Origin of the sequence: Kitasatospora sp. NPDC036755 (assembly GCF_040636595.1) — a bacterium.
Classification (GTDB): Bacteria; Actinomycetota; Actinomycetes; order Streptomycetales; family Streptomycetaceae; genus Kitasatospora.
In genome coordinates, this window is sequence record NZ_JBEZUT010000201.1 from 1 (window position 1) to 15858 (window position 15858).

At 73.8% G+C, this 15858-nt stretch carries 12 protein-coding genes, 1 pseudogene and 1 riboswitch; of the genes and pseudogenes, 6 read left to right on the forward strand and 7 right to left on the reverse strand.

Translation table 11 applies throughout. From position 1 onward, the window contains the following. Nucleotides 1–235 precede the first annotated feature (235 nt). Nucleotides 236–1042 (forward strand): MerR family transcriptional regulator, encoded by an 807-nt coding sequence (locus AB0E96_RS26365; RefSeq protein ID WP_359827870.1) that lies wholly within the window; start codon nucleotides 236–238, stop codon nucleotides 1040–1042. A gap of 97 nt (nucleotides 1043–1139) precedes the next feature. On the opposite strand, the gene AB0E96_RS26370 is transcribed toward AB0E96_RS26365, so the two are convergent. Continuing rightward, nucleotides 1140–2252, reverse strand: a complete 1113-nt coding sequence (locus AB0E96_RS26370) for a helix-turn-helix domain-containing protein (protein ID WP_359827871.1) — start codon at nucleotides 2250–2252, stop codon at nucleotides 1140–1142. Nucleotides 2253–2484: 232 nt separating this feature from the next. On the opposite strand from AB0E96_RS26370, the gene AB0E96_RS26375 reads away from it, so the two are divergent. The 3 genes from AB0E96_RS26375 (at nucleotide 2485) to AB0E96_RS26385 (ending at nucleotide 6086) form a co-directional block, all read left to right on the forward strand. After that, nucleotides 2485–3162: a SigE family RNA polymerase sigma factor gene (locus AB0E96_RS26375; RefSeq protein ID WP_359827872.1), complete on the forward strand. Its 678-nt coding sequence runs from the start codon at nucleotides 2485–2487 to the stop codon at nucleotides 3160–3162. Continuing rightward, nucleotides 3159–4610, forward strand: coding sequence for a hypothetical protein (locus AB0E96_RS26380; protein WP_359827874.1), 1452 nt, complete (start codon nucleotides 3159–3161; stop codon nucleotides 4608–4610). Before AB0E96_RS26375 ends, AB0E96_RS26380 begins: the two co-directional genes overlap by 4 nt. Before the next feature lie 258 nt (nucleotides 4611–4868). Beyond that, complete coding sequence (locus AB0E96_RS26385; RefSeq protein ID WP_359827876.1) at nucleotides 4869–6086, forward strand: hypothetical protein; 1218 nt, start codon at nucleotides 4869–4871, stop codon at nucleotides 6084–6086. A gap of 122 nt (nucleotides 6087–6208) precedes the next feature. Here the strand turns inward: AB0E96_RS26385 and AB0E96_RS26390 are convergent, their stop codons facing one another. Both AB0E96_RS26390 and AB0E96_RS26395 read right to left on the reverse strand, forming a co-directional pair. Continuing rightward, entirely contained in the window at nucleotides 6209–7708 is a 1500-nt protein-coding gene (locus AB0E96_RS26390) for an aminopeptidase P family protein (RefSeq protein WP_359827877.1), read from the reverse strand. A gap of 126 nt (nucleotides 7709–7834) precedes the next feature. Beyond that, nucleotides 7835–9286: a PP2C family protein-serine/threonine phosphatase gene (locus tag AB0E96_RS26395; RefSeq protein ID WP_359827878.1), complete on the reverse strand. Its 1452-nt coding sequence runs from the start codon at nucleotides 9284–9286 to the stop codon at nucleotides 7835–7837. Between the two features lie 612 nt (nucleotides 9287–9898). On the opposite strand from AB0E96_RS26395, the gene AB0E96_RS26400 reads away from it, so the two are divergent. Next, nucleotides 9899–10561, forward strand: coding sequence for a bifunctional DNA primase/polymerase (locus AB0E96_RS26400; protein WP_359827880.1), 663 nt, complete (start codon nucleotides 9899–9901; stop codon nucleotides 10559–10561). Nucleotides 10562–10754: 193 nt separating this feature from the next. Here AB0E96_RS26400 and AB0E96_RS26405 read toward each other — a convergent pair whose 3' ends face one another. The 4 genes from AB0E96_RS26405 to AB0E96_RS26420 form a co-directional block, all read right to left on the reverse strand. Continuing rightward, entirely contained in the window at nucleotides 10755–11738 is a 984-nt protein-coding gene (locus AB0E96_RS26405; protein ID WP_359827882.1) for a DUF5926 family protein, read from the reverse strand. A 69-nt stretch (nucleotides 11739–11807) separates the two neighbouring features. Then, on the reverse strand, nucleotides 11808–12227 hold the full coding sequence (locus AB0E96_RS26410) for an ATP-binding protein (RefSeq protein WP_359827883.1): 420 nt from the start codon (nucleotides 12225–12227) through the stop codon (nucleotides 11808–11810). A 449-nt stretch (nucleotides 12228–12676) separates the two neighbouring features. Further along, entirely contained in the window at nucleotides 12677–13501 is an 825-nt protein-coding gene (locus AB0E96_RS26415; protein ID WP_359827884.1) for a glycerophosphodiester phosphodiesterase family protein, read from the reverse strand. A 151-nt stretch (nucleotides 13502–13652) separates the two neighbouring features. Next, entirely contained in the window at nucleotides 13653–15107 is a 1455-nt protein-coding gene (locus AB0E96_RS26420) for a cytosine permease (RefSeq protein WP_359827886.1), read from the reverse strand. Then, a riboswitch (TPP riboswitch) is annotated at nucleotides 15100–15244 on the reverse strand. (Overlaps the previous gene by 8 nt.) A 218-nt stretch (nucleotides 15245–15462) precedes the next feature. Between AB0E96_RS26420 and AB0E96_RS26425 the strand changes: the two are divergent. Then, nucleotides 15463–15858: pseudogene (locus AB0E96_RS26425) on the forward strand (hypothetical protein); the annotation flags it as partial.

Sequence of the window (15858 nt, forward strand, 5' to 3'; positions counted from 1 at the left end):
CCGTCCCGCCCCAGGCGTCCACCGCGAGCTCGTACGCGCCGCTCGAGGAGAGCCCGAGCTCGTTCACCGCGACGCTCAGGGTGTACGGCTGGCTCGATGAAGAGCGCTCGCCGGCGCCGGGGTCTGAGGCCGGCGCGCCCGTCCCCGCCACCGACCGTCCGTCCCGGGTCCCGCCGCTTGACCCTCACGCGACGTGAGAGCCGAGGCTTGTGGTCAGCACCAGGGAGGAACTCCGATGACCAGTGAGGGCTACTCGGTCGGTGCCGTGGCGAAGATCGCCAAGGTGACCGTCCGCACGCTGCACCACTACGACGAGGTCGGCCTGCTGTCCCCGGCCGGCCGGACCCGGACCGGCTACCGCCGGTACGCGGACGCCGACCTCGACCGGCTGCAGCAGATCCTCTTCTACCGTGAACTCGGCTTCCCCCTGGAGGAGATCGCGGCGATCCTGGACGACGACTCGGTCAGCCCGACCGAACACCTCCGGCGGCAGCACCGGCTGCTCACCGACCGGATCAGTCACCTCCAGGAACTCGCCTCAGCCGTCGAACACGCCATGGAGGCACGGAGAATGGGCATTCAGCTGACCCCGGAGGAGAAGTTCGAGATCTTCGGCGAGGGCTACCAGGAGGAATGGGAGCAGGAGGCCGAGCAGCGCTGGGGCGACACCGAGGCCTGGGCCGAGTCGCAGCGCCGCACCGGTGGCTACTCCAAGGCCGACTGGCAGCGTGTCCAGGCCGAGATGACCGCCCTCAACGGCCGCCTGGCCGAGGCGATCGCGGCCGGCGAGCCCGCCGACGGCGAGGTGGCCACCGGCCTCGCCGAGGAGCACCGGCAGCACATCTGCCAGAACTTCTACGACTGCACCTTCACCATCCACCGCGGCCTGGCCGGGCTGTACGTCTCGGACCCGCGCTGGACCGACACCTACGAGAAGGTCGCGCCGGGCCTGGCCCAGTGGCTGCACGACGCCATCCTCGCCAACGCGGACCGCCGCGAGGCCGACAACGGGCCCGGCGCCGGGCCGGAGCGCGGGGCGTAGGAAGCACGAGGCGCAGGAAGCGCGGGGCGTACGGCACGCCCCCTGGCACTTCCCCCGGCACGCCCTCCCCGGCGCGCCGCCCCGACGGGCGGCGCGCTCAGGCCGCTCCGCGCCCGAAGGAGCGCCGGTAGGCGGTGGGTGAGGTGCGCATCACCCGGCCGAAGTGGTGGCGGAAGGTCGCGGCGCTCTCGAAGCCGACCGCCGCGGCGATCTCCTCCACCGTCCCCTCCGGCGACTCCAGCAGCTCCAGGCTGGCCGCGATGCGCTGGGTGACGACCCAGCGCATCGGGCTGGTCCCGGTGCGGGCGGTGAAGTGCCGCAGGTACGAGCGGTCCGACATCCGTGCGGCACGGGCCAGCAGGGAGACGGTCAACGGGGACGACAGGTGGTCCAGGGCCCACCGCATGCTCCTGGCTATGCCGTCCTCGTCCTCCTCGACCGGGTGGACCGCCGCCTCGATGAACTGGGCCTGCCCGCCGTTCCGGTGCGGGGCCACCACGAAGCGCCGGGCCACCGCGTTGGCCACCTTGGCGCCGTGGTCCTTGCGGACCAGGTGCAGGCAGAGGTCGATGCCGGCCGCGCTGCCCGCACTGGTCAGCACGTCGCCGTTGTCCACGTACAGCACGTCCGGGTCGACCCGCACGGCCGGGTACCGCTGCTGGAGCAGCTCGGCGTACCGCCAGTGGGTGGTCGCCTCCCGGCCGTCCAGCAGCCCGGCGGCGGCCAGGGCGAAGGCGCCCCCGCAGATCGACACGATCCGGGCGCCGCGCCCGTGCGCGGTGCGCAGCGCCTCGACCAGGTCGGGGGAGACCTCGCCGCTGAACGCGTTCGGCACCCCGGGGACCACCACGGTGTCGGCCGCCGCGAGTTCGTCGAGGCCGTGCCGGGCGGTCAGCGTGAAGCCGCCCACCGCGTCCAGCGGCGTCCCGGGCCGGTCGGCGCACACCTTCAGCCCGTACCAGGGGGCCGCCAGCAGCCCGATCAGCTCGGGCCGTGCCAGCCCGAACACCTCGATCACCACGCCGAGTTCGAACGGTGCCATCCCCGGGAAGGCGTACACGGCGATGTCGTGCACCGGCTCCGGGCGCCGGCCGATGGCGACGGGCACCGGCCGCCGTCCGACGGCGACGGCCGCAGCCGTACCCGAGGTCGTACCCGGGGCCGTACCGGTTCCGGTCCCGACCGGGCCGTCGAGGTTCTGCTCGGCCATGGAAACCCCCTGCTCACGGGTGGCGGAATGCCGGTGAGTGTAGCCGCCCCGGCCCCTTCGGAATTTTCTTCGAACCCACCTGCAACCTTCACCGCCGTCACACGTCCTTGGAATGGGGCGGGGGGATTCCGGCAGAGGGCGGCTGGGATGATCCCCCCGATCACGATCTTGATCAGGTGACCTGACGGAACGGCGGCAGCCGTCACCGTCCCGGGGGAAAGCGGATTCGCAGATGTCCATGGCCATCGGGCCGACCGCCGTGCAGTCAGGGGGGCGGGGCTTCTCCATCCGAGGAGTGGTCGCCGTGCTGTTCGGTGCGCAGGAGGCCGGCGAGCCGCTCGCCGGAGTCGTCACCGAGCAGGAGGCGAAGCAGCGCCGTTCCGGCTTCCGGCTGCTGCGCGGCGGCCGTAAGCCCGCCGAGGACCGGCCCACCCTGACCGACCTCTACCACGCCCACCGGCTCGGCCTGGTCCGGATGGCGGTCCTGCTGGTCGACCACCAGGACCTGGCCGAGGACGTCGTCCAGGACGCCTTCACCCAGCTCTACCAGCGCTACGGCGAGGAGTTGGACGACCTCGACAACGCGCTCGGCTACCTGCGGACCTCGGTGGTCAACGGCGCCCGCTCGATGCTGCGCCGCCGCAAGACCGCTCGCGAGTACGTGCCCCCGCACGTGGCCGACGCGCCGTCCGCCGAGGACCACGCGGTGCTCAACGACGAGCACCGCCGGGTGCTGGTCGCCCTGCAGGAGTTGACCACCCGCCAGCGTGAGGTGCTGGTGCTGCGCTACTGGTCCGACCTGTCGGAGGCGCAGATTGCCGAGACCCTGGGACTGTCCCGGGGTGCCGTGAAGTCCACCGCCAGCCGCGCTCTGGACGCCTTGGAAAAGCACCTGGAGAAGGTTCGATGACCGACAAACTCCCCCGCCGCACCGGCGGCGACGGCGACGAGCCGGCCGAGACACCGACGGAACGGCTGCTCCGCGAGGCGATGACGGCCCGGGCCTCCATGGTCACGGCGACCGGTCTGCGCCCGGCCGCTCCCCCGAAGAGCCGGATCCGGCGACTGCGCCCGGTGTACGCCGTCACCGTGCCGCTGGGCCTGGCCGCCGCCATGGCGCTCGGCGTGCTCACCTTCCACGGCGAGCCGGTCGCCCAGGACGAGGTGCCGCCGCCCCCGGCCGCCACCCTGACCGCCGAGCCGAGTCCGACGCCCGAGCCGACCGGCGAGCCGAGCCCGACGCCCACCCCCACCGACCCGGGCACCCCCACCGGCGACACCGAGAGCGGGCTGCCACTCGCCGACGGTGTTCCGTCCTCCTCCGCCACCACCCCCAGCTCCACCGCCGGCGCGGCGAGTTCGTACACCCTCCGGGGTGTCAGGTTCAAGGTCCCGGCGGGTTGGAAGGCCGTGCCGGTCTCGGCCGACCGGGTCTGCGTCCTGAGCCCGGGCGCGCCGACCGAGCCGCAGCAGGGCTGGGCGGCGGCGAAGTGCGAGCCGTACGGCGTCCTGGTCGTGGCGTACAACAGCGCGGACGAACTCGACCTCGGAGGCCCCTGGCCGACGATGAACGACCTCAGCGCCCCCGACGGCTGGGGCCACCAGCCGAACTGCCCGATCTGGGGCCGTCCCTACGTCCCCGGGAACGGCTACTCCTCGATCGGCGCACCCGTGCGGACCAAGTCCACGGTGGCCGGCAAGACCGTCGACAAGACCCAGTGGAACGTCACCTGCAACCCCGGTGACACCTTCACCGCCCAGCTGTGGGGCATGAATTCGGACCAGGTCTTCGTGGTGGCGAACGGGCTGAAGAGCGACTACCAGGCCGGCCTGACGTCGATCGTCAACAGCCTGGACGTGAGCGCCCACAAGCCGCCGACCTCGGCCGCGCAGACCGGCAAGGACATTGCCATCACCGTCGACGGCGGCATCGGTGCCGGGCAGAAGGTGTCCAACGGCGGCACCCCGGTGACCTTCACGGTGACCTACCGGAACACCGGCCAGAAGGCCTTCGACAAGGTCGCGCCGCTGGTCTACACGAAGGAGTACGCGGGGACGCCGCCGAGCGAGATGGTCCTGATGAACAAGGGCAAGCTGGAGCGTCAGGACGGCAGCGGCTGGACGGAGATCCCGCTCTCGATGGGCGGCGGTACGGACTACGCCATGGTGAGGGAGAACGCCTGGTTCTCACTCGCACCGGGCGAGTCCAGGAAGGTGACGTACCGGATGACCCTGGACCCGGTGGACGGGCCCGGGACGATGCCGGTGGCCGTCCAGGCGACGATGCCGTACGACGCCACCGCGCCGTTGAACGTCCTGGGCGAGCTGACCGTGCCGGTGGCGGTCGTGAAGCGGTAGCACCGAGCGGGGCCGTCGAGGCGCCGTGACCGGGGTTCTCCCCCGGTCGCGGCGCCTTTCGGCGTTCCGGGGCGGGCCGCGGAAAATTTCTTCGAACCCACCTGCAACCCCCCGGGCGGATGGACGTCTATCAGGGTGAGAGGCGGGGAGAGCGAGCCGGCGAAGCCGGGGGGCTCGGGCCGGCTCCTCGGGGCGCGACAGTGAGGCGCCCATCCCGATCAAAAACCACCATCACCTTGTCCTTGGGGGGACTGTCACATGAACGCGTCCGTTATCGCCCGTATTGCGAAGATCGTCCCGCTGGCCGTCGTCGCCGCCGTCGGTGTCGCCGCCTGCGGCCCGACCGACGGCGGGGCCTCCGTCGCGGCCCCCGCCACCACCCCCGCGGCCACCTCCTCGGCCACCCCCGGCGCGGGCGCCGTCCCGACCGCCCCCGCCCCGACCACCCCCGCCCCGGCCGCGCCGACCACCGGGGTCGCGCCGACCACCGAGGCCGCGCCGGCCACCGCCGCCGAGGCCCCGGCCGGGCAGGCTCCCGCCCACCAGGCCGCGTCGGCCAAGACCGACGTCAAGGCTGCCGCGAAGGCCGCCGCCAAGCCCGCCCCGGCCAAGCCCGCCACCCCCCGGCCCGGCGGAAGCGGCATCGCCATCACCTTCGGCGGCCTCGGCGAGGGCGGGAAGATCGGCCTGACCGACCTGGTCCCCTTCTCCGTCACCTGGACGAACAACGACGCCACCGGCACCCGCGGCGTGGCCCCGGTGGTGTCGACCCAGCTGTACGAGGGCACGCCCTGCAACATGATCGTCGCGATGGCGGAGGGCACCCTGGAGCGCAAGGACGCCTCCGGCTGGAAGACGCTGGACCACCTCAGCCAGGGCTCCGGGATGGACTACGTGATGAACCGGAACGACGGGGCCTTCACCCTGGCCGCCGGTGAGAGCCGGACCATCGAGTACCGGATGCGGCTGTCCCAGGCCAACCGCCCGGGGCGGATCACGATCGAGGCGGACGCCCCCGTCCCGAACTCCACGGACTACCACGACATGGCCAAGGCCGAGCTGAACGCCGTCGTCGTCGACAGCCACAGCCCGGAGATCCTCTCGGTGCTGCAGCCGGCCAAGGGCGTGGTCACCACGGACCCGATCCCGTTCAGCTTCCGGGTCTCCTCGCCGGACGGCACCGCGGGCCTGCGCCCCCAGGTGGCCGTGTGGGGGGTCGAGGGACTGACCCCGGACGACGTCACGGTGGAGGCCCTGGTCGGCGACGTGTGGAAGCCGGTCGAGCTGAAGGCCGACTGCGGCCCGGTCACGGTCGACCCGAACGTGCCGGGCGTCCGCGACGGCAACACCGTCGAGTACACCTTCCGGGCCACGTTCAAGAAGATGCCGAGGTACGAGGTGGACATCCGGGTGAGCGCGGAGTCCAACGGCCACAAGTCCGTCGAGCGGTCCGTCTTCGGACGCGACGCGAACTGACACCCCGCACCGAAAGCCGAAGGGCCCGGCCTCCCACTGCTCGGGAGGCCGGGCCCTTCACCGTTGTCCGGCCGCGTCGTGCCCCGGGGCCCGACGCGGCCCCGGGTCCGTCCCGCGTCGGCTCAGGCGAGCGAGGCCATCCAGGCCTCGACGTCCTCGGACCGGCGGGGCAGGCCGGCCGAGAGGTTCTCGTTGCCGTCGGCGGTGACCAGGATGTCGTCCTCGATCCGGACACCGATGCCGCGGTACTCCTCCGGCACGGTCAGGTCGTCCTGCTGGAAGTACAGGCCGGGCTCGACGGTCAGCACCATGCCGGGGACCAGCAGCGCGTCGACGTGCTCCTCGCGGCGCGAGTGGGCGCAGTCGTGGACGTCCAGGCCGAGCATGTGGCCGGTGCCGTGCAGGGTCCAGCGGCGCTGGAGGCCGAGCTCCAGGACCTTCTCCACGTCGTACACCGAGGCGTCCAGCAGGCCCCAGGCGAGCAGCCGCTCGGCGAGGACGCGCTGGGAGGCCTCGTGGAAGTCGCGGAACCGGGCGCCGGGCTTCACCGCGGCGATGCCGGCCTCCTGGGCGTCGTACACCGCGTCGTAGATGCGGCGCTGGAGCTCGGTGAAGCGGCCGTCGATCGGCAGGCTGCGGGTGACGTCGGCGGTGTAGAGGGTGTCGGTCTCCACGCCGGCGTCCAGCAGCAGCAGCTCGCCGGGGCGCACGTCGCCGTCGTTGCGCACCCAGTGCAGGGTGGTGGCGTGCGGGCCGGCCGCGGCGATGGTGCCGTAGCCGACGTCGTTGCCCTCGACCCGGGCGCGGCGCCAGAAGGTGCCCTCGATCCAGCGCTCCGAGGTGGCGACGGCCTGGCCCAGCTCGCGGACCACGTCGGTGAAGCCCTTGACGGTGGCGTCGCAGGCGGCGCGCAGCTCGCCGATCTCCCACTCGTCCTTGACCAGCCGCAGGCCGCTCAGGAACTCCTTGAACCCGGCGTCCTTGTCGGCGTCCAGCGCGTCGGCGAGCGCGGCCTCCAGGCCGGCGTCGTAGCCGCGGACGATCCGGGTCGGCACGGCGGAGTCGGCGGCCTTGGCGGCCAGCTCCTCGGCGGCCTTGCGCACGTCCCGGGCGGGCAGTCCGAGCAGCTGCTCCTGCTCGCTCAGGCTGTGCCGGCGGCCGACCCACAGCTCGCCGTAGCCGTCCAGCCAGAACTCGCCGTTCTCGCGGTTCGAGCGGGGCAGCAGGTAGAGCGTGAACTCGTGGCCGGCCGCGCCGGTCGGCTCGCCGACCAGCACCGCGTCCTCGGTCCGGTCACCGGTGAGGTGGACGTACTCGCTGGAGGCGCGGAACGCGTAGTCGGTGTCGTTGGAGCGCACCCGCAGGTTGCCGGCCGGGACGACCAGGCGCTCGCCCGGGAAGGCGGCGGACAGCTTGGCGCGGCGCTCGGCCGCGTACGGGGCCTGGGCGACGGGGGTGAGGCCGTGCAGCTCGGTGTCGGCCCAGCCGGACTGCATCGAGGCGGCCAGTTCGTCCGAGATCTCGCCGTAGAGGCCGTTCTTGCGGCCCTTGAACTCCTCGGCCTCCTCGCCGCCCTCGGCCTCGGGGTTCTCGGCCACCGCGGGGGTACGGTCCTCGGTCACGTGCAACGCCTCCTTGGGGGGTGGTACCGCCGCCCCTCGGGGGAGGTGTCGGATCGCGACACGCGCGGGCGGCCGTGCGTCCATGGTACGGACGCCCGGCCGCCCGGTCGTTCCGGGCTCGAACTGTCACTCGAAGCGGGCCGCCAGCAGCATCAGGTCGTCGGTGGCCGGGCCCGCCGTCCCCGGTGCCGGGCAGACGGCCAGCAGGTGGGCGCAGAGCCGGTCCGGGTCGATCCGCACGTCGCGCGGGGCGTCGGCGGCGGCCCGGCGCAGGTTGGCCTGCCCGGCGTGCAGGGTGGGGCCGCAGCGGCGGGCCAGGCCCTCGGTGTAGAGCAGCAGGGTGTCGCCGCGCTCGGCGACGAACTCCACCCCGGGCGCCTCCCAGCAGGTCAGCATGCCGAGCGGGGCGGAGAGCGAGGTCTCCACGAACTCGGCGCCCTGCCGGCCGACCAGGACGGGCGGGCAGTGCCCGGCGCCGGCCAGGGTGATCCGGCGCTCCTCGGGCTCGACCCAGGCGTAGACGGCGGTGGCGGTGCGGGTCGGCTCGGTGGTCTTGAGCAGCAGCTCCAGGTCCCCCAGGACGGAGACCGGGTCCTCGCCCTCCAGTACCGCGTACGCCCGCAGCGCGGCCCGGATCCGGCCCATCGCGGCCGCCGCACCGGGGGCGGAGCCGGGGCCCGCGCCGGGGCCGTCGCCGGAGACGGAGCCGACGGTGAGGCCGACGGTGCCGTCCGGCAGCGGGATCGCGTCGTACCAGTCGCTGCCCGTGGAGCGGTCCAGGCCGGCCGGGACGAGCCGGGCGGCCAGCCGCAGCCCGGCGGCCCGGGGGAGCCGGTCGGGCAGCAGACCGCGGCGCAGTGCCTCGGTGGTGCGCGAGATCCGGTCCGCCTCCAGCTGCTTGGCGAGCAGCGGGGCGGCGACCTCGCAGTAGTGGCGGGCCAGTTCGCGCTGGCAGTCGGTCGGTCCGGCGGGCTCGTCGTAGAACCAGAGGGCGGCGGCGAGCGGGCCGTCCTCGTCGGTGGCGAGCGGCAGCCCGTAGGCGCCGCCGAGGCCGAGGTAACCGGCGAGTTCGCGCAGCCGGGCGCCGATGGCCGGGTCCTCGGCGAGGTCGGGGGAGTGCAGCTGTGCGGGCCGGTCCCGTTCGCGCAGCAGCCGGGCCAGCAGGCTCTGCTCGGCCGGGACGGTCTCCAGGGCTCCGAGGCTGGCGCGGTCGAGGCCGAAGCCGACCGGCTGTCCGGGCCCGCCGCCGGGCCGCCTGGTGACCAGCATGCCGCGGCGGGCGCCGAGCAGGGCGGCGCCGGAGGCGAGGACGGTGTCCAGGGTGGCGGCCAGGCCGCGGGCGCGGGCGAGCCGCTCGGTGTGCTCGTGCAGGCTGGTGATATCGGACAGGCGTCCGGCCAAACGGTCCTGCACGGCGGCGGACGGCGGCGTGCGGTCGTCCGCCGTGCCGCCCGGGGCGTCGACGGGGCCGGGCAGGTCGGGCAGGTCGAGGACGGTGAGCCCGCCTGCGCAGCCGGGTTCACCCGGCTCGGCGGTCGTCGTGGTCGGGAGGGCCGCCGACGGGTGGGACTCGTTCATGCCGTCACTCCTGACGCGGTGCTACGTGCCATGCGAAACCCCCAGGTACGGCCGATGTGGAGCGAGCACGGCCAAAGGGCGTGTTTCGCCTCGATTCGCTACTACTCGTCATTGATCGACAGCAATGCCACCACTTCTACACAGGCCATTCGGGGCATGTCCAGATCCAGGACGACGCGGTGGCCTGTTCCACATCCATCGCGACCCGGTCGGGGGGCGCGCGGGGTTCACGCACGCGCCGGTCGGCCCGGGAGGCATGGAGGGGGCCGCGAACGGGCAGAACCGGGAGGACGGACCGGGCGGCCGTCCGGATCGTATGTCCGTGCCGCCCGCGAGCCGCTCCGGCCGGAACTCTCTCACTCGTACGGTGGAACCAAGCGCGCCCGGGCGGCGTCCATCCGGTCGCGTACGGGATTCTCGTTCCAAGGGCTGTGCCGGTGCGCGGCCCTTCATGTCGTGCTCCACACCCGCTCCGCGTTGCAGCCGCGCCGTCCGCCCTGCCGCCCGCCCCGTTCCGCGTCGCCCGGGGCCGTGCCGCGGCCGGCCCGCGCGGAGGATCCCGACGGACGCCGGGCGGAGCGAACCGAGCGGTCAGGGAAAGGAACGAGCGCCATGCGTGAGAACCCGAAGGGCCGGCCCGAGGAACGTTCCGCCCGGCTGGCCGCGGCCCTGACGGCCGCCGTCGACCACCGCTGGCCCGTGGTGCCGGGCGCCGTGCTGCGCGACGGCCGCTGCTCCTGCGGGGACCTGGACTGCACCGTCCCCGGCGCCCACCCGCACGACCCCTCGCTGCTGGCCGCCACCACGGACGCCCGGATGGTGCGCTGGTGGTGGGAGCGGCAGAGCCCGGACGCGCCGGTGTTGGCCGCCACCGGCTCCACGGTCTCGGCGGTCAGCCTGCCCGCGGCGGCCGGCGCCCGGGCGCTGGTCTACCTGAGCGCGCTGCGGCTGCCGCTCGGCCCGGTGCTGGCGATGCCGGGCCGCTACGCGCTGCTGGTGGCCCCGTACTCGCTGGACATGCTCGGTGACATGCTCGTCCAACTCCCTTGGGTGCCAGGCTCGTTGCATTACCACGGGTCGGGCGGCTTCCTGCCGCTGCCGCCCGGTGGCGCGGCCGTGGGGGCCCCTCCGGGCGAAGGCCGGGGGAGGGTGCGCTGGGTGCTGGCACCGCGGCCGGGCGTCGGCGGCCGGGTCTGGCTGCCGCAGGTCGGGCCGTTGCTGGGGGAGTTGGTGGAGGCGGCGGTCCGGCTGGACAGCGGACGCTCGGCCTACTGAGAACGGGCGCTCCCGAGGGCGCTCCGGAAAACAAAAGATCCGACCGCTGGCGACGGGGGATGCACCAGCGGCCGGACTCTTTAGACAGTAACAAGGATCCGCGCCCGCGCCAATTTCCAAGACGCCCTCCACGCCCGGAAATTGCGCGTTCACCGCGACAATGTGACGCGTATCACGCGGACACCTGCGCGCTTTAGTTCAGGGTGACCTGACGGTTCACCAGGTTCGCGCGGGTGCGCCGCTCCTCGGCCGTCAGCGGGGTCCCGTCGGCGAGCACGGCGGCCAGCCGCTCGGCGAACTCGGCGGCCGGCTTCTCGCAGTCGGCGGCGGTCATCGCGAGCGGGAGGTCCCACACCGGGACGGTCAGGCCGTGCGCGCGGAAGGAGCCGACCAGGCGGGTGTCCGGGCCGAGCGAGGCCTCGCCGGCCGTGTTCAGCCGGGCCAGCGCGTCCAGCAGCTGCTCCTCGGGCACGGTCATCACCCAGCGCAGGTGGTTCTTGTCCGGGGTGCCGCACCAGTAGGCGGAGTCCACGCCGGTGAGCTTCTCGGTCGGGATGGCCGAGGCGTTGGCGCGCTCCAGGGAGGCGGCGACCTCGCCGGTGGCGGCCTCGGCGTCTTCCAGCCAGAACTCGAAGCCGGTGTGCACGGCGGGCGTGAACGCGGCGGTGGTGTCCAGCAGGTCCTGGAGGCGGCGCCCGCCCGGGACGGTCCGGCGGGCCGGCACCGGGCTGCCCGGCTCGGTGGTGAGGGCCAGCTCCAGGGCGTCCGCGAGGTCGCGGCTGAGGTCGCCGGAGGAGGACTGGGTCTGCAGGCCGAGCAGGATCGAGCCGTCCTGGCGGCGCAGGGCCGGCCAGGCCAGCGGCAGGACGGTGGCCAGGGTCACCGACGGGACGTCACCGGTCGCGCCCTCGGCCACCCCGGCGGCCAGCGTCAGCGGCACCGTGGCGGCGGGCACCAGCTCGCGCAGCGCCACCCAGTCGGCCTCGCCCGGCAGGCCCTCGAACGGGCGGTGCACCAGCTCCTGCACCGCGTGCGAGGCCTCCCGGCCGTGACACGCCTTGTACCGGCGGCCCGAGCCGCAGGGGCAGTCCTCGCGGGCCCCGACCACGGGGATCTCGCCCGTGACGGCGGTGGTGGACTGGCGCTGCGGCGCCTTCTTGGCGGCCTTCTTGCCCATGCTGCGGCTCTCCCGGGAACGGTGGTCCTGTGTCCCGGGAAGCCTAACGACACATTCCCCGAGCCCGGCTCACGCGCTACGGGCATCGCCTCCGGTGCGCCGGGCGTGCCGGGCCCGGGCGGGCAGCGCCGCCCAGACCGTGACCTCGCCGGGGGCGTCGCGCACGCCCCAGTCGCTGGCCAGCTGGTCGACGATGCTCAGGCCGCGGCCGCCGCGCGAGGTCAGCGAGGGACTCGCGGGCAGCGGCCGGGTGGCCGCCCCGCCGTCCGTGACCTCCAGGGTGAGCACCCCGTCGGCGTGCATCTGCCAGCGGACCAGCACCCCGCCGTCCGGCTCCTCCGGGCCCTCGGCGGGCTCCCGGCCGCCCGGCGCGGAGCGCGTCCCGGACGGGACGCCGACCAGCACCTGCCCGAGCACCTCGGCCCTGGCGCTGCGGCCGAGGGCCGGCAGCGGGCCGAGCGGACGGGCGTACCGACAGGCGTTGCTCAACAGCTCGGAAAGGATCAGAACAGCATCATCGATGACCGGTTCCGGTACCTGCCGGTCACCCAGATCTCGACGCAGTCGGCGCCGTGCGACCCCGACACTCGCTGGGCCGTGCGGCACTGCCATGGTCGATGAAGTCGGCACTTCACGCGCCACCATCAACGCCACCCCCGGACCTCCTTCAGCGTATGCCGAGGGAGAGATGCCCCTTGGTAATGCGTCGGAAACGAGCACCGGACGATCCCGCGAGCCCATTTCGAGTGAGGCGACCGTCGGTCGACATCAGGTCATTCCCCGCTCACCCTCCGTCGCCCGGCCGCAAGAATTCCGGCAATTTCGTGCGAGGAAGGTTTGACTGCCGACCAGAGTGATCGGATCGGAGGGGTTCGGAGGGCGCGGAGCCCGGCCGCCGACGGGTCCGGTCCGAGCCGCCCCGGCCGATCACCGGCCGATCACCGGCCGAGCTGCGCCAGCACCTCCGCGGGCCGGTTGGTGATGATCGCGGACACCCCGAGCTCCAGGCAGAGCTCGACGTCGGCCGGCTCGTCCACCGTCCAGACGTGCACCTCGTGCCCCAGCTCCCGCAGCCGGGTCACCAACCGGGGGCGGGCCCGCACCAGCTCGATGCCCGGGCCGGCGATCCGCGCCCCGCCCGGCAGCGGCGAGCCCGGGCGCAGCCGGCCGAGCAGCGGCAGGGTCCGCTCGAACAGGAAGACCCGCCGGTACTGCGGCGCGGCGGCGGCCACCCGGTTCAGCGCGATCGGGGAGAAGCTCATGATCCGGGCGGACGGGCGGTCGCCCTCCCGGGTCGCGCCGATCTTGAACCGCTCCAGCGTCCGGAGCAGCTCGGTCTCCACCCGGCCGCGGAAGCGCACCGGGTGCTTGGTCTCGATCGCCAGGTCCACCGGGCGGCCGCACTCCACCACCAGCTCCAGCAGCCGCTCCAGCCGCAGCACGCCGCGCAGCTCCGGGTCGGTGCTGGGGCGGCCGGTCTTCCAGGCGCCGAAGTCGTACGCCTCCAGCTCGGCGAGGGTCATCGCCGAGACGGTGCCCCGGCCGTTGGAGACCCGGCCGATCCGGCGGTCGTGCACGCAGACCAGCGCGCCGTCGGCGGTGACCCGCACGTCGCACTCCAGCGCGTCCGCGCCCTCGTCGAGCGCGCGTCGGTAGGCCGCGAGGGTGTGCTCGGGCAGGGCGTGGGAGGAACCGCGGTGGGCGATCACCTGGACGGGAGGCGCGGTGCGCGCCGCCGTCGAGGACAGGTCTGGGCTGGTCACGGGCCCAACGATAGGTGGCGCAGGTGAAGCGCGGACGAAGACGGCCCCAACCTGTGGGGCCGTCTGCGCCCCGCCGCCCGGCCGCGCCGGTGCGGGCCGCCCGCCCGGGGCCGCCCGCCCGGGGCCGTCCGCCCGGGACCGGGCGGATTCCTCAGGACCGGGCGGCGCGGCGGCCGAGCGGGGTGAGCGCCCAGGTGACCAGGGCCGGCACCAGGAAGGCGAACAGCGAGGCCGAGGTCCACTCCTGGGGGGTGAAGTGCAGCGCCTCCTGGGCGGAGGTCCAGAGGTCCGTCCACCAGCCGGCCACCTTGGTCGGGGCGATGAACTGGTAGACCGCGAAGCCCAGTGCCCACGGCAGCAGCATCAGCCAGCGGGACGGCGCGTCGGCGGAGAGGTTCCAGCCGCGCCGGCCGGCGCCGAGGAAGTAGTCCACCACGAGCACCGCCAGCAGCGGCACGAACACCGAGCCGATCAGACCGAGGAAGCCGTAGTAGGTGTCGGTGAACTCGTCGATCTGCAGCGCCAGCACGGTGATCAGCACGCCGATCGCGCCGGAGAGCACCCGGCGGTCCACCTTCGGCAGCAGGTTCTGCACCGACATCGCGGTCGAGTACACGTTGGCGAAGGACTGGTCCGTCTCGCGCAGCACCAGCACCAGCAGGAACAGCCAGCCGGCCCAGACGCCGAGGAAGGAGTCGAAGATCCGGTTCGGGTCGCCGTCCGACTGCAGCAGCGCCATCAGGCCGAGCACGTAGCACCAAACCTGGGCGATCGTGTAGCCGGAGAAGCTGCCCCAGAACGCCGAGCGCGGGGTGCGCGAGTGCCGGGTGTAGTCGGCGGCCAGCGGGACGAAGGAGACCGACACCGCGATCATCGCGTCGGTGGCGCCCAGGAAGCCGTGCCAGTTGCCCGCGCCCGGGTCCGGCACGCCCTGGCGGCCCAGCTGGACGGTGAAGTACACCATCGCCACCGCGACGGCCCCGGCCACGAAGCGGCGCAGCACGGCGATCGAGCCCAGCGGCCAGATGGTCAGCGCGGTGGTCAGCGCGCCCGCGAGCAGGACGAACAGCCAGCGGTAGCCGGTGGTGTGCGCGACGGTCTGCGCGCCCGCCGAGATGGTCAGCAGCTCGAACACGCCCCAGCCGACGCACTGCACGATGTTCAGCACCGTCGGCAGGTAGGACAGCCGGGTGCCGAACAGCCCGCGCAGGTTGGCCATCGCGGGGGCGCCGGTGCGGGCGCCGATCAGCGCGGCCACACCGAGCATCGCGGTGCCGACCGCCGTGCCGACGGTGATCGCCGTGACCGCGGCGGCCAGCGACAGCTCGCTGCCGCGGGCGCCGAGCACGGTGGCGGCGGTGGAGAAGCCGATCAGGCTGACGCCCAGGTTCATCCAGAGCGCGAAGTGGTCGCGGAAGCGCAGCGTGCGCGGCGGCTCGGTGTCCAGGACCAGCGGCGCTTCGATGTGCTCGGTGCGCCCGGGGCGCTCCAGCAGGGCCGTGGCCGTGGGCCCGGAGGGGTCCGCGGATCCGGAGCGCTCCGCGGCCCCGGAGGGACCCGTGGACTCGGGCGCGCCCGAAGAAGAGGATGGCGAAGCAGACGGCATGGCCGATACTCCCTACGCCGGCATTACCCGGACAGGTTCCGGCGGTCTGCGCCCCCTCGGCCGTCCGTCACCCAGGTGGCGTACGGTCGTCATGCGCACTCTCAGCCTGGTGGGTCCAAGCTCCCGCGTGTCAGTTGTGAGCGCCAGGCTAACCGGCACGGGGTCGAACACCCAAGGCCGAGGGCGCGCGGTCCGCATCGCGGGACGTCCGGCGGGGGAGGGGAGCCCCGGCCGTCGGTCCGGCGTCGGTGCCGGCTAAGGATTCTTATGAGTTCTTCAGAGGGGTCCTTACGGCAATCGAATCGACAGTGCGAAAAACTATGGTCCTTGGTTCTGCCAGCTATGGAGGTCGTCCGTGAGCACCGAGCGCGAGGTTGGGCCCGTCGGGCCGCAGGGGGAGCAGCCCGCCGGGCCGGGGGCGGCCGAGTCCGCTTCCGAAGGCCCCGCTCAGGGCGGGCACCAGCCGACCATGGCCTTCCGGCGGGTGCCGGAGGCGGGCGCGGCCGAGGCCGCCGCCGAGTCGGCGCCGCCCGTCGAGACCGGGGGCGTTCCGGCCGAGGGCGGCCACAAGCCGACCGTCGCCTTCACCAAGGTGCCCGCACCGGAGGCGCCCGCGGCGCCCGTCGCCCCCGCCGCTCCGGTCGTCGAGGAGCCGGCCGTCGACCCGGCCACCGGCTACATCGACGCGCCGCCGCCCGTCCTGCCGCCCGCCCCGCAGGCCCCGGCCGCCGCCGCGCCCGCCGCCCCGGCC

Coding starts and splice junctions, on each gene's coding strand:
- AB0E96_RS26365 (WP_359827870.1), top strand. CDS start 236: ATGACCAGTGAGGGCTACTCGGTCGGTGCCGTGGCGAAGATCGCCAAG.
- AB0E96_RS26370 (WP_359827871.1), bottom strand. CDS start 2,252: ATGGCCGAGCAGAACCTCGACGGCCCGGTCGGGACCGGAACCGGTACG.
- AB0E96_RS26375 (WP_359827872.1), top strand. CDS start 2,485: ATGTCCATGGCCATCGGGCCGACCGCCGTGCAGTCAGGGGGGCGGGGC.
- AB0E96_RS26380 (WP_359827874.1), top strand. CDS start 3,159: ATGACCGACAAACTCCCCCGCCGCACCGGCGGCGACGGCGACGAGCCG.
- AB0E96_RS26385 (WP_359827876.1), top strand. CDS start 4,869: ATGAACGCGTCCGTTATCGCCCGTATTGCGAAGATCGTCCCGCTGGCC.
- AB0E96_RS26395 (WP_359827878.1), bottom strand. CDS start 9,286: ATGAACGAGTCCCACCCGTCGGCGGCCCTCCCGACCACGACGACCGCC.
- AB0E96_RS26400 (WP_359827880.1), top strand. CDS start 9,899: ATGCGTGAGAACCCGAAGGGCCGGCCCGAGGAACGTTCCGCCCGGCTG.
- AB0E96_RS26405 (WP_359827882.1), bottom strand. CDS start 11,738: ATGGGCAAGAAGGCCGCCAAGAAGGCGCCGCAGCGCCAGTCCACCACC.
- AB0E96_RS26420 (WP_359827886.1), bottom strand. CDS start 15,107: ATGCCGTCTGCTTCGCCATCCTCTTCTTCGGGCGCGCCCGAGTCCACG.